Raw genomic sequence first — 13,807 nt, 5'->3', positions numbered from 1 at the left:
TCGTTTTGGACTGTTTTCACCAATATATAAAAAATTGGGACGACGCCACGTTGGCATCGTCCCGTAAATTAATCGTCTTTTAACGATCAATACCCCGGATTCTGTTTCAGCACACCACCACTCCGGTCGATTTCGGACTGCGGCAGGGGAAAGACGTTGAACCGGTCGTTCCACTTACTGCCGAATACCTGCGGACCAATGCCCCAGCGCGTAATATCGAACCAGCGGTGCGGCTCAAATGCCATCTCAACCCGCTTTTCGTGGCGCAGGGCCTGACGCGGATCGGCGATGGTAGTTGGAGGCAAGCCCACGCGGGCACGAATCTGACCGTTGATAATGGCCAGCCCCTCAGCAGTGCGCCCGGCTTCGATCAGGGCTTCAGCATTCAGCAACTGCATTTCGGCGTAGCGGTACCAGCGTTCGTTGTTGAAGTTGGCCTGTCCGTGCGGAGCGTAGGCTCCAGCCACCACGTTGTTCTTGCCGCCGTATTTTTTGACTGTGTACCCCGTTGATGACCAAGTTTCGTTATAGGGTACCTCAACCACCGCGCCCCCGTTGATGGTGTAGTACATATCACCTTTTTGGTACAGCGTGGCGCTGAGCCGGGGGTCGCCTTTTTCAAATTCATCCACCAAACTTTTCGTGGGCGCGTACCAGCCCATGTGCCCGCCCGGTGCGCCGGCCGCGCTGCTGGCATCCCAGTACCAGACCCGGCCTGTTCCCTGCGAAGCTTTGAACGCTTCGGAGTGCGTATCGTCGAACACCCACAGGTTGTCGTCGGAGAACGGCCCGCCGTACTGCACCTCGAAGATGGACTCCTGTCCGTTTTCCCGGTTGAAGGCGAACGCATCGTCGTAGCTCGGCCAGAGTTTGTAGGCGTTGTTCTTGTTCACGTCATCGAAGGCGGCAATGGCGGCTGGCCAGTCTTTTTTCCAGACGTTCACCTTACCTTCAAAGGCGCGGGCGGTCCATTTGGTGACCCGGCCCGTGTTGCCCGCGTCCCAGGTGGCGGGGAGTCCGGCGTAAGCATCCTGCAAATCTTTGAGGATGGCCGCGTAAAGCTGCTCTTTGGTGGCGTTGGGCGTGGCCAGCGTACTGATATCCTTTTGCACTTCCAGCACCAGCGGGGGCGTGCCCCACATCTGGAGAGAGAAAAAGTGGAAAAACGCCCGCAGAAATTTCCCTTCGGCTATGTACTGCGTTTTCTGCGCATCCGTCAGCGAGTTTTCCCCGGCCGCGTTTTCAATCACCAAATTAGCCCGCAGAACGCCCTTGTATACCTGGGTGTAGAGAGCCGCGAACGGCACATCGGAGGCCCGGATCAGCAGTTGGTCGAGGTCACGCGCCCGGCGCAGGTCGCCCTGGTTATCGGCTTTGGCGTTGACTTCCACGTCGTCGGTGGTGGCTAATGAGATGGCCCAGAACTCACCCCGCTCACTGAGGGTTTCGGTGCTGGTGCCCCAGAAATCCTGAATGGCTGAGTAGCCCGCGAACACCGCACCGTCAAAATCGGCCTGGGTTTTATAAAACGTGGACGTAGTCACCCGGTCGAGGGGTTCGAGGTTCAGCCGGTTACAGGCCTGCACAATGGCAAACGACGCTATTGCGGTCAGGCCGACGGCTTTGAGTAAGGTTGTCTTTTTCATGGATGGGTTGAGCGGGGTTAAAACGTGAAGGACCAGCCAAATTGAATGATCCGGGGCTGGGGCGAACTACCCGAATCCATGCCGGTCGCCAGCGGAAACTCCCCTTTCTGGTAGCTGAAGCCGCGCGTTACTTCGGGGTCGTAGCCGGTGTATTTGGTAAAGGTCAGCAGGTTCTGCGCCCCAATAAACAGCCGCGTGCTGGCTATGTATTTACCGGTAACCTTCTGGAGTACTGCCGCCGGAATCGTGTAGCCGATCTGAACGTTCTTAAGCCGCAAAAACGATCCGCTCTCCACCCAGCGATCCGAGAAACGGGTGTTGGCATTGGGGTCGGTTAACGTGGCGCGGGGAATGGTGTTGCTGGTGCCGGGACCCGTCCAGCGGTCCAGCACACTCGTCAGTTGGTTGTTGCCCCCGTTCATGCTCGTCAGGCTTTGCCGGGCTGCATTAAAGATCTGGATGTCGCCCACGCCCTGAAAGAGCGCCGAGAAGTCAAACCCCTTGAAGCCCGCCGACAAGTTGATGCCGTAGTAATAACTCGCAATCGGACTGCCGATTCGGGTGCGGTCGAGCGCGTCTATTTTTCCGTCGCCGTTCACGTCCTGAAAGCGAATGTCGCCCGGTGCCGCCCCACCCGAAAACGCATCTTTCGGGGCTGCGTCGATCTCGGCTTGGGTCTGGTAAATGCCGTCGGTTTTAAAGCCGTAGAAATAGCCCAGCGGTTCGCCAACGGTGGTGCGGTTGGTTTGTCCCCCACCGATGCCGGAAATGATTTCGGGAATACCGCCTAAGGATATTACCTCATTTTTTACCGTCGTGATGTTACCCCCAATGCCGTAGCGCAACTCGCCGATGCGGTTCTGGTAGTTAATGGCCAGTTCGATGCCCGAGTTGCGGATGGAGCCGAGGTTATTATCGGCGGGCAGGAAATAGCCCGACGTGGCCGGAATAGGCTGGCTCAGCAGTACGTCGTTGGTCGTTTTATTGTAATAGTCGAACGTCAGGTTGATTTTACCGTTGTAAAGGCTCACATCGGCTCCGAAGTCTAACTGAGTGCTGGTTTCCCATTTCAGATTGGCGTTGGCAAACGTAATCGGGGCCGGGCCGCGTACCACCGTCTGCCCGCTCCCGATGGAGTAGAAGACGGTTGTGGCCAGCGAGGGCAGGTAAGCGAAGTTCTGCCCCGTAAACTGGTTGCCCGACTGTCCCCAACTGGCCCGGATTTTGAAGTCGCTGATGGCTTTTATGTCCTTAATAAACGATTCCTCGCTCAGCCGCCATCCCGCCGAGAACGACGGGAAAATGCCCACCCGGTAGCCTTCGGCGAAGCGCGACGTGGCGTCTCGCCGGACGTTGAAGGTGAACAGGTATTTGTTGTTGTACGAGTAGTTGACCCGGCCCAGAAATCCGCGCAACGCCCACTGATCGGCTTCGTTGGCCGAGGCTACATTGGTGGCGACCGACGCAAACCGGATGGCCGTGTTGAACAAACCCCGACCCTGCAACCGCAGTTTATCGTAGCGGAACGCGGTTTCTTCGTAGCCGCCCAGCACCGTCAGGTCGTGCTTGCCGAAGGTACGCTGAAACGTCAGGGTGTTAGTCAGGTTGGTGGTCAGTTCAATGGGGCGCTCCTGCACTAACAGCGACAGGCCGGGTGAGTTGGAGTTTGTGTAGTCGCCCGCGTTCTGGAAGTAAAACCCGTCGCCCACGTTGTAGTCGGCCCCGGCCGTTATCCGGTAGCGTAACCCTTTGATGGGTTCAAACTCACCGTAGATACTGCCCAGCGCCTTGCGCGTCACGACCCGCGTTTCGTTGGCCGACAGTTCACTGCGCCAGACGTAGTTGGTGCCCGTGGCCCCGTCTCCGCGCGTGGTGGCGTTTTCAGGGTTAAAACCGGTAGGATTCGTTGGGTCGTAAATCTGAAAGTAGGGTGCGTTATTGGCGCTGCCCCAGGCGGCAAACTGCGCCCCTTCCGACTGCACTAAGCGGTTGGTGGAACTCAGCAGGAGCGATTCGCCAAACCGGAGGTAGTCGCCAACCCGCATGTCGGAGTTGGCTTTGATCGAAACGCGCGAAAATCCCTGCGCCCGCTCCACGCCACTCTGCCCCAGATAGCCAGCCCCGATGTTGTAATTAGCAGTTTTACTACCGCCATTGACCGTGATGTTATGGCTTTTCATAGAGCCGGTTCGGAAAATAGCATCCTGCCAGTCGACGACGGGTTTTCCGGCGAAGGCGCTCAGGTCGCGGCCCAGTTCGCTTTGGAGAGCGATGTACTGGGGCACGTTGAGTACATTCAATCGCCGGTTCTCGGGCACGGTCTGCACCCCGTAGTAGCCGTCGTAGTTGACCGACGTGCGGCCTTCTTTGCCCCGTTTGGTGGTCACGATGATGACTCCGTTAGCGGCCCGCGCCCCGTAAATCGCCGTTGCGGACGCATCTTTCAGCACGTCCATCGACTCGATGTCGTTGGGATTTATGCCCGCTAAGGGATTTGATTCGGTGGCCGAAGCCGTGTTGACCGAGATGTTGGAGGTCTGAACAATGGGTACCCCGTCGATTACCCATAGCGGCTGGTTGTTACCCGTTGTGCCCACGCCCCGGATACGAACCTCAATGGGTGCGCCCGGATCGCCACTGCGGTTGCTGATCTGCACGCCCGACACCCGTCCGGCCAGGACCTGATCGGGATTGGTGTAGGGCCGGTTGACGAACTCTTTGTTGGTCACCGAACTAACTGCCCCGGTCAGATCAACCTTGCGCTGCGTACCGTAGCCGACCACAACCACTTCATCGAGTGCCTTCACGTCGGCCTGTAGCGTCACATTGGTCACGGTGCGGCTGCTGACGCCGACCTCCTGCGTGAGGTAGCCAATGAATGAGACTACTAAGCGGGCATTGGTGTTAGGCACGTTGAGCGTGTAATTGCCCGATGCGTCGGTGACGGTACCTGTGTTGGTGCCTTTGAGCACCACCGACACGCCCGGCAGGCCCTCGTCGGTTTCGGCGGAGACTTTACCGCGCACCGTTATTCCCTGAGCCAGGGCGTTCGTCGCCAGACAAAGCAGAAATCCCAACGGTAAATACCAGACATTCCTGACTGATTGAGTAAATCTTTTCATAAGGTTAGATGAATAAGGTGAACAAGGCGATGCTGTAGAGTAAGGTGTGCAGGACGCAATATCGACAAAAACTAATGGGAGCAACCGATATTATTTTACCGTTTAATAATATAATAATAGTACCAGCTATACGTGACCACTGTTATACGCCTATGATGATTGTGAATAGGTTACGCCGTACTAAAAATATACTACTATATTTTTAGTTAAAAATCGTTAAGTATGGAATATGTCTGCTTTTACACTCATAGCTTTGTGCCTGTTCATCAAACCGCCCTCAACTCTTCCTTTTTATGAAAAACGTTTTCCTGCTGGCCGTGCTGTGTCTGCTGACGGCTGCGCTCTATGGGCAAAATGCGCCCGCTCCGGCTCGCTTCACGCTCCAGGGCCGGGCAGTCGATACGTCGGCGGCCCCGCTGGCGTCGTCCACGGTAATGCTGCTCAGTCCTAAAGATTCGTCGCTCGTTAACTTCACGCGCTCAGACGACAAAGGCGCGTTTACCTTCAAAAACTTAAAGTCGGGTACGTACGTGCTGAAGATTTCTTTCGTGGGGTTTATTCCCTACAATTTGGTCGTTCAGCCCACCGGAGAGGCCGTTGTGGACCTCGGCCCGTTGAAACTCAAGCCTATTACGCGGGAGTTGATGGAGGTGGTCGTACGAACGGCCAAAGCGCCCCTGACCATCAAGGGCGATACCATCGAGTACAACGCCAGTTCGTTTAAAGTGCCGCCCGGCTCAACAGTTGAGGATCTGCTGCGTAAACTGCCGGGTGTGCAGGTTGATGCCGACGGTAACATCCGGGCGCAGGGGCAGGAAGTGAGGAAGGTGACCGTCGACGGGAAGAGTTTTTTTAGCGACGATCCCAAATTGGCTACCAAGAACCTCCAAGCCGAAGCTATTTCAAAGGTGCAAGTCTTCAACGACAAGACGGAACAGGCCAAGCTGACGGGCATCGAAGACGGCAAGAAAGAGAAAACCGTGAACCTCGAACTGAAAGAAGAGTTCAAAAAAGGTGGTTTTGGGAAGGTGACAGCCGGAGTCGGCCCGGCATCCAACGACATTGCGCCCCGTGCCGAGATCAAAGGAAACTACAACAAGTTCGATGCCAAACGGCAGTTATCCATCATTGGGCTGGGTAATAACACCAATCAGGGCGGGCTGTCGTTCAACGATTACCAGGACTTCCGGGGCAGTAATTCGTTCAATTGGAACGACCAGGCCGATTTTGGTTTTGGCAATGGCCGGTTCTTTTCCTTCGGTGGCGACGATGACGAATCGCTTGGCATTCCGGTGGGGGGCGGTAGCGGGCGGGGTTTTTCCAATAATGCCGCTGGTGGCGCGAACTACAATTACGATACGAAGAAAGTTAAGCTCAGCACCAGTTATTATTTCAACCAGACCCGTTTGCAACTCGACGCCCTGCGCAACCGACGAAGTTTTCTGGAGAGTGGAAACGCTGCGCAGACCAGCTCGTTCCGCACAGTAGAAAACAGTAATCAGGTGAATTTTAACGGAAACCACCGCATCAGCATTCGTTATGAGAAAATGCTCGACTCATTGAATACCATCGTGTTCATTAGCAACAGCCGCCTGAACAATGGAAATGCCAGTTTGTTTCGCGGGCAGCGGCTGTTCCGCAGTACTGGAATGCCTGCTCCGGGGCCAACGCTTTCGGAAACCTTATCGACGCTTGACACCAGCAGTAACGCCAGCGAGTCGATGCAGTTTGGCTCGGCTAACACGCTGCTTTACCGGTTGAAGTTCAAGAAAAAGGGGCGGAGTTTGGCCGCCAGTGCTACGTACCAGATCAACACCAACGATGCCAGCTTAGACTTGAACTCGCGCAACGAATTTTTTCGGGCCACCACCGCGAACGACATGATTCGCATTATCCGGCAGGACCAGGGCACCAACAGCCTGCGTAATGAGTACAAGGCCAACCTTCAGTACGTGGAGCCGTTTGCCAAAAAGTACTTTTGGGAAACGTTTTATAACTTCAGCCTGCGCTACGACGAGGTCGACCGAAACGTATTCAACAAAGGTGATATAGACCAAACGCTCATTGATTCGCTGAGCCGGTATTATAAAAATAATTACCTGCTCAACCGGCTCGGCTCCAGCATCCGCTACACCTACAAAGGGCTGAACCTGTCGGCGGGGCTGGCGGGGCAGCAGTTCACCCTCGACGGCCGCTATGCTCCCGATCAGACAACGTTAGTGGACAGCACTATTCGGCGAACGTTCACAAATGTGATTCCGAACGTGTCGCTCAACTATGACCTGAAAAACAATAAATATCTCTACGGCGGCTACAACGTGAACGTCCGTATTCCTTCATCGCGCGATTTACAGCCGCTGATCGACAACACGAACCCGCTGTTTGTGCGGGAAGGAAACGCGACGCTGCTGCCCGAACTGCAACATAACCTGAACGCGGGGTTCAACTACTTCAACCCCGGCAGTTTCACCAACCTATACGTGAACCTGTTTGGTACGTATTACGTCAACCAGATTGTCTATAGTCAGCTTGTCGACACGCAAACGTTGATTACCCGCACCCTGCCCGAAAACCTGACCGGTGGCCGGAACGTTGGTTCGTATATTGGTTTTGGCTTTCCGCTCAAGAAAACCAAAGCCACGCTAAACCTGAATACAAACTTCAATATTGGCAGGAATCTAACCCGGATCAATAAAGAATTGAACGAAACGGATAATCAGAACTATAACGTCGGTGCCCGGCTCGACCTGACGCCAACGGAGTGGTTCACGTTCTACGGCAATGCGAATCTGGGTCGCGCCAATACACGTTACTCAATCAGTTCAGGGCAAAATCAGGTCATCATCAACAATAACCTCAGTGGCGACATGAACCTGAAACTGCCCGGTGGTTTCTACGTAAACACCAGTCTGAATTACCGCACCTTCAAAAATGAGCGCCTTGGCTTCAATCAGCGGATTCCCATCTGGAATGCGTCGGCTTATCATATTATGGGCAAAGCGCAAAAAGCTGAAATTCGGCTCTCGGCCTTCGACATGCTCAACCGCAACGTGATCGTGTCGCAGTATGCGGGTCAGAACTTTGTCTCCGATGAAAGCATTCGCACCTTAGCCCGGTATTTTATGCTGAGCTTCACGTATAACATGCGGGGCGTTAAATCTAAAATGCGGAGAGAAGGGTATTATTGAGAATCCCGCTGTTCTACCCCACCCCAACCCCTCCCCGTTGGGAGAGGGGCCATACATTGGTCAAGCCCCTCTCCCAACGGGGAGGGGTTGGGGTGGGGTAAACCGCATAAACTATAAAGCCATGAACCGTATTTTCACCCTGCTTCTTTTCACCCTGATTGCTGCCACGTCGCTGGCGCAGAACACCGAGGGTGTCGTCTCGTACAAACGCAAAACCTACTGGCTTAAAATCATCGGCCGGATGACGTACCTCAGCCAGGAAGAAAAGGACCGGGCGGCCAATACCTGGAAAAACTTCGAGGAAGAGAACAACGCCGAAAAGATGAAATTAGCGTTTAACGCAAACGAAAGCCTGTACACCTACGCCAGCGAGCAAGGCCAAACCGACGACGGGCAATATTCGTGGCGCAACCGGGAACTACAGTTGTACCGGAATTTTGAGAAGGACAAAAAGACCGAGGTGGAGGAAATGCTCGGTAAAACCTACATCGTGGAGGATTCACTGCACACGCCGGTCTGGAAAATTGGGAATCAGATCAAGGACGTGGCGGGATATATCTGCATGAAAGCGGAAACGCAAGACCCCATCAAAAAGCAAAAAATTACGGCTTGGTTTGCGCAGGATATTCCCGTTCCGGCCGGACCAGAGCGCTACACCGGACTGCCGGGCGTAATTTTGGAACTGGACCTGAACGATGGGGACGTGGTCATTGAAGCAACGAACGTAACCTTCCGAAAGCTGACCCCCGACGATCTGAAACTACCCAAACTGAAAGGAAAAAAAATCAACGGCGCGGCTTACGACGCTATGATCCATCAGCACATCACCGACAGCATGACCGCCCGCCGGAACCCATACTGGTCGATTCGTTATTGATAGCCTACAATGTCGGCGGGGCTCTGGATTGACAAGTTTAATCCAGTGCCCCGCCGTATTTACGCTACCGGATGGGCGAGTAATCCGTTGGTTTCATGTAGACCGACTCCACCTTCTCGGTCAGCGGTCCACCCTTCTCCGACTCTTCCTTTGCCTTCACCCAATTCGGGTCCTTACGAAAGTCGTCGAAGTGCTGCTTGCCCTCGGCTTCGGACGGGTGCGCCAGCATATAAATCAGTTTGGGTTGTTTGCCATCGGCTTCCGTCGTAATCCAGTAACCAACATGCGTCATGCCGTGCTTGCTGAACAACGCGATTGTGTGATCACGGAAACGGGTCAGCAGGTTGGTCAGCTTGCCGCGTGCGGGCGTGTAGGTACGGAGTTCGAACGTGCGTTCGGGCGACTTGGTCCCTGTTTTAATAGTCGGCGACAACTGCGACTCGGTCATGAAAATCTGATCGATATGGTCAACTAATTTGCCATTCGCTTCGGTTTTGGCCACCACCGCTTTCCAGTCGGGGTCGCTGCCAAACGCCTGCCATGAGGCTTCGCGGGCCTCACGATTGGGATAAGCGAGGATATAGAGCAGTTCTTTGCGGGATGTGTCGGTGGGCGTCCAGTACCCAATATTTTCCATGCCGTGTTTAGCGAACAGCTTGGTCGTGTACTGCCGGAAGCGATCCACAATTTCGGCGTACTTACCCGGCGTGGGGTAGTAAACACGGATTTCATATAGCTTGGTAGACGGTTTTATGGGGTTAGCAAATGCCACAGTGGTCAGCAGAATACCGAAGGTCAGTAGTAAAATCAATTTGTGCATAATGAAGCGTGAAAAGTACAGATTTAAGTCGATAGTGAGTCATCAGGATTGAAAAAGGAGCAACTGCCTTCATATTACTTGTAAAATACGCATCAACGCCTATTTTTGTCAGTACCCCATCTCGTAAACTTCACCAGTACAGTATGCTAAGCCGCGTTGCCAACTCCGTTTACTGGATGCACCGCTACATTGAACGGGCCGAAAATTACGCCCGATTCATGAGCGTCAACTTCAATCTTGCTCTCGACCTGCCCCCTAATGTCGATCAGCAATGGGAACCATTGCTGATTGCTACGGCCGACGACAAACTGTTTGCCAAGTATTATAAGGAAGCATCGCGCGAGAACGTCATCCAGTTCATGACCTTCGACAAGCGCAATCCCAATTCCATTGTGGCCTGTTTAAGCTACGCCCGCGAAAACGCCCGCACCATTCGCGAGGCTATTTCAAAAGAAATGTGGGAACACCTAAACCAGTTTTACCTGATGGTGCGCGACACGGCCCCCAAACAGCAGTGGGGGCAGAGTCAGACGCAGGGTTTCTTCACCGAAATTCGGAACGGTACGCAGCTTTTCTACGGCATTATCGACGCCACCATCACCCGCAACGAGGCCTGGCATTTTGGGCGGTTGGGGCGTTTTCTGGAGCGGGCCGACAAGACGTCGCGCTTTCTGGACGTAAAGTATTTCACGCTCCTGCCCGAAATTGATGCCGTCGGCTCAACGCTCGATCTGATGATCTGGTCGGCCGTGCTCAAGTCGGTCAGCGCGTATAATATGCACCGCCAGCAGTACCGGTCGCTGACACCATCGAGCATCATAGAATTTTTGATCCTGGATAAAATGTTTCCCCGCGCTGCGGCCCACTGCATCCGGCAGGCCGAACTGTCGCTTTACGAAATTTCGGGTAACAACATCGCACACGGCTTTGGCAACACCGCCGAGCGAGCGCTCAGCAAACTCCGCACCGACATCGAGTTCACCGAAACCAAGGATATTTTCAAAACCGGACTGCACCAGTACCTTGATCAGTTTCAAACCCGCACCAACGAAGCCGGTGCTGCCATCTTCGAGACGTATTTTGACCTGAAGCCGGTGGAGGTTTAAAGAGTGAAAGAGCGAGCGGATGAAAGAGCGAATAGCCAACGCTGGCCTTATCCGCTCTTTCATCCGCTCGCTCTTTCACTCATTGGCTCCGGTCCGGCGTTCCGGTTCGCTCTTTAATTAAAAATGGGGAGCGTCAGGGCCAGATAGGCCAGGCCCGCCCGGTTGCGGAAGCGGTTATTATCAGCGACGATGTCGCGGTTCTGGACGGTAACCTCCGTTGTGAGCCACTGATAACCGGCTTTGATGGCAAAGCGCTGATTAATGCGAACGCGGGCGTATACTTCGGTCGAGAGCGTACCGATGTCATTATCGCCCAGGAGCCGCAGATTCAACCGGCTTGGGTAAGCCCGCTGGAATACATTGGCACCCGCAAACGGAGCAATAACCGAGTCGGCTCCGCTTTTGCTTTTAATAGCGGAAAATAAACCCGTCGAGGATCGGTAGCGGGCAGTACGTCGGCGACCGAATGTCAATCCCATCAGATCGGCGCTGGCTCCCAACTCTAGCCAGCCCAGATTAACCTGCGCCCGGACACCCGCGTTTAGCGAAGTCATTGTCACATAGTCAAAACGCACCGTGTCGATGTTGTCGTTAATGAGCGGTCCCGACAACGCACCGAAACCAGTTTTACCACGAGTCAGGCGGGCGGGGGCCGTGTAATAGTTGAGATTATCGCCGTAGAACGCGCCTAAGCGCATGGTCCAGCCGAGCGAGAACAACTTGCGTTCGCCGACATTAATCAACTGGTAGTAGGTTATTGAGGGATTATAGTTGTTTGTCGAGTACCCCATTCCCACATCAACACCACTTTTTAGCCGGGCCGACACGGGCGATTGGGCGAAACTATGGACAGAAAAGAAGATCAGTAACGTAGTGAGCAATTTAGTCATGCAAACGAAGCAGGTTGTTTTAACGGGCAAAGATAGGCGGAAAGGAGGAAAGGGAAGAGGAGCGGGAAGAAAGGAAGTGCGTTGTGCATTTTTCCTTTCTTCCCGCTCCTCTTCCCTTTCCTCCTTTTATGCGTCCATCTTCAACACCACCGCACCCAACGGCGGCACGTTTATTCGGAGCGACTGCGGTCGGCCATGCCACATAGCTTCCTCGCTCTGAATAGGTTCAGCATTGGTGACGCCACTGCCATAAAACTCGATGGCGTCGCTGTTGAATAGCTCGTGATAAGCACCCGCCGATGGTACGCCGATGCGGTAATTAGCGCGGGGGACAGGTGTCATGTTGAGTACCACCAGAAGCGTGTCTTTTGGGTTGTTGCTTTTACGAACGTAGCTGACAATACTGTTTTCGCGGTCTGCCGTGTCGACCCACTGGAAGCCATCTTCCGTGAACTGCCGCTCATACATTGCTGGTTCGGTTTTGTAGAGCGTGTTGAGCGCTTTCACACAGGCCGCTGTGCCTTTGTGGGGCGCAAACTCCAGCAGGTGCCAATCTAAGCTGGTATCGAATTTCCACTCCGACGTTTGCCCAAACTCACCCCCCATAAAGAGCAGTTTGGTACCGGAGTGCGTAAACATGTAGCTGAACAGCAGCCGCAGATTGGCGAACCGCTGCCACTCGTCGCCGGGCATTTTACCAACTAACGACTGCTTGCCATACACGACTTCATCGTGTGAGAGGGGCAGCATGAAGTTTTCAGTATAGGCATACACTGTGCTAAACGTCAGGTTGTCCTGGTGGAACTTGCGGAAGGCGGGGTCGCGCTCAAAGTACCGGAGCGTGTCGTTCATCCAGCCCATCATCCACTTCATACCGAAGCCCAACCCACCTACGTACACCGGTCGCGACACGCCCGAAAACGACGTTGACTCCTCCGCAATCACCTGTGTATCGGGGAATTGGCTGTAGATGGCTTCGTTAATTTCTTTGAACAGCGAGACGGCGTCGAGGTTTTCACGACCGCCAAACACGTTCGGCTCCCACTCGCCCGCGTTCCGCGAGTAGTCCAGGTAGAGCATCGACGCTACCGCATCCACCCGCAAGCCATCGGCGTGGCAGCGGTCGAGCCAGAACATGGCGTTGGAGAGCAGGAACGACCGTACCTCCGGGCGACCGTAGTTGAACACGTAACTTTTCCAGTCGGGATGGTAGCCCTTGCGCCGGTCGGGGTGTTCGTAAAGGTGCGAACCGTCAAATTCGTACAGGCCGTGCGCATCGCCGGGAAAGTGGGAGGGAACCCAGTCGAGTAACACACCGATGCCCGCCAGGTGCAGTCGTTCGATGAGCTGCATAAACTCCTGCGGGGTGCCAAAGCGGCTGCTCGGCGCATAATATCCTGTAATCTGATAACCCCACGACGGCGCGTACGGATACTGCATGACGGGCATGAACTCGACGTGTGTGAAGCCCAAGTCTTGTATATAAGGCACCAGCGCATCGGCAATTTCGCCGTAGCTCAGTTCACGCTCCGGATTGCCGGGGTCGCGTCGCCACGACGACAGGTGCATTTCATAGACCGAGAAGGGCGCGTTGAGGGCGTTTTTCGCCCCTCGGTTGGCCATCCAGTCGCCATCCTGCCATTCGTGATAGGTGTCCCACACGACCGATGCCGTTTTGGGCGGAACCTCCCACCAGTGGGCATAGGGATCACCCTTTTCCACCTCGCGCCCGCCTTCGTGGACAATGAAATATTTGTAGGTTTCGCCCCGGCCAATGTGCGGAATAAACGTTTCCCAGATACCCGACGAGTCCCAACGGACGTTCATCGGAGCGCTGCCCCGATCCCACCCGTTGAAGTTGCCAATAACGGCAACGTAGCGGGCCGAGGGTGCCCACACGGCGAAATAGGTGCCCGTTACGCCGTTATGCTCCACGACGTGCGAACCGAATTTTTCGTACAGTTTCTGGTGTTTGCCCGCCCCAAACAGGTGAACGTCGAAGTCGGTAAATCGGGAATAAATGGGGTTGGTGGTTGGAGCAGGCGAATCGGCTTCGGGCGTGCTGGTTTGCTCAGCAGTGACCGGTTGAACGGTCGGTTCGGCCGGTGATGGTGCGGCTTCGGCCGTTGTCGGCGGGGTTTTTCGTTTTGCCATTAGT

At 54.7% G+C, this 13,807-nt stretch carries 8 protein-coding genes; 3 read left to right on the top strand and 5 right to left on the bottom strand.

Annotation, left to right across the window (positions count from 1 at the left end):
• Window positions 1-86: 86 nt before the first annotated feature.
• Together ACYVHB_RS17020 and ACYVHB_RS17015 are read right to left on the bottom strand one after the other, a co-directional pair.
• Window positions 87-1,646 carry a RagB/SusD family nutrient uptake outer membrane protein gene (locus tag ACYVHB_RS17020; RefSeq protein WP_461052970.1) on the bottom strand — a complete coding sequence of 520 codons (1,560 nt, stop codon included), beginning with the start codon at window positions 1,644-1,646 and terminating at the stop codon, window positions 87-89.
• Window positions 1,647-1,663: 17 nt separating this feature from the next.
• On the bottom strand, window positions 1,664-4,768 hold the full coding sequence (locus ACYVHB_RS17015; RefSeq protein ID WP_461052969.1) for a SusC/RagA family TonB-linked outer membrane protein: 3,105 nt from the start codon (window positions 4,766-4,768) through the stop codon (window positions 1,664-1,666).
• A 293-nt stretch (window positions 4,769-5,061) separates the two neighbouring features.
• Here ACYVHB_RS17015 and ACYVHB_RS17010 point away from each other — a divergent pair, with 293 nt between their 5' ends.
• Both ACYVHB_RS17010 and ACYVHB_RS17005 read left to right on the top strand, forming a co-directional pair.
• Window positions 5,062-7,956, top strand: coding sequence for a TonB-dependent receptor domain-containing protein (locus tag ACYVHB_RS17010; protein WP_461052968.1), 2,895 nt, complete (start codon window positions 5,062-5,064; stop codon window positions 7,954-7,956).
• A gap of 121 nt (window positions 7,957-8,077) precedes the next feature.
• Window positions 8,078-8,833: a GLPGLI family protein gene (locus ACYVHB_RS17005; RefSeq protein ID WP_461052967.1), complete on the top strand. Its 756-nt coding sequence runs from the start codon at window positions 8,078-8,080 to the stop codon at window positions 8,831-8,833.
• Between the two features lie 64 nt (window positions 8,834-8,897).
• On the opposite strand, the gene ACYVHB_RS17000 is transcribed toward ACYVHB_RS17005, so the two are convergent.
• Window positions 8,898-9,653, bottom strand: a complete 756-nt coding sequence (locus tag ACYVHB_RS17000) for an NIPSNAP family protein (RefSeq protein ID WP_461052966.1) — start codon at window positions 9,651-9,653, stop codon at window positions 8,898-8,900.
• A 143-nt stretch (window positions 9,654-9,796) separates the two neighbouring features.
• Here ACYVHB_RS17000 and ACYVHB_RS16995 point away from each other — a divergent pair, with 143 nt between their 5' ends.
• Window positions 9,797-10,759 carry an alpha-E domain-containing protein gene (locus ACYVHB_RS16995; protein ID WP_461052965.1) on the top strand — a complete coding sequence of 321 codons (963 nt, stop codon included), beginning with the start codon at window positions 9,797-9,799 and terminating at the stop codon, window positions 10,757-10,759.
• A gap of 113 nt (window positions 10,760-10,872) precedes the next feature.
• On the opposite strand, the gene ACYVHB_RS16990 is transcribed toward ACYVHB_RS16995, so the two are convergent.
• Together ACYVHB_RS16990 and glgB are read right to left on the bottom strand one after the other, a co-directional pair.
• Window positions 10,873-11,649 carry a hypothetical protein gene (locus tag ACYVHB_RS16990; RefSeq protein ID WP_461052964.1) on the bottom strand — a complete coding sequence of 259 codons (777 nt, stop codon included), beginning with the start codon at window positions 11,647-11,649 and terminating at the stop codon, window positions 10,873-10,875.
• A 126-nt stretch (window positions 11,650-11,775) separates the two neighbouring features.
• The gene (glgB, locus tag ACYVHB_RS16985; protein WP_461052963.1) at window positions 11,776-13,803 is read right to left on the bottom strand and encodes a 1,4-alpha-glucan branching protein GlgB; all 2,028 of its coding nucleotides are present in this window, start codon (window positions 13,801-13,803) and stop codon (window positions 11,776-11,778) included.
• Window positions 13,804-13,807 lie beyond the last annotated feature (4 nt).

The organism is Spirosoma arcticum (assembly GCF_054779955.1).
Note: the sequence above shows the minus strand (reverse complement) of the source record. Positions and strands in the feature narration are given on the sequence as shown.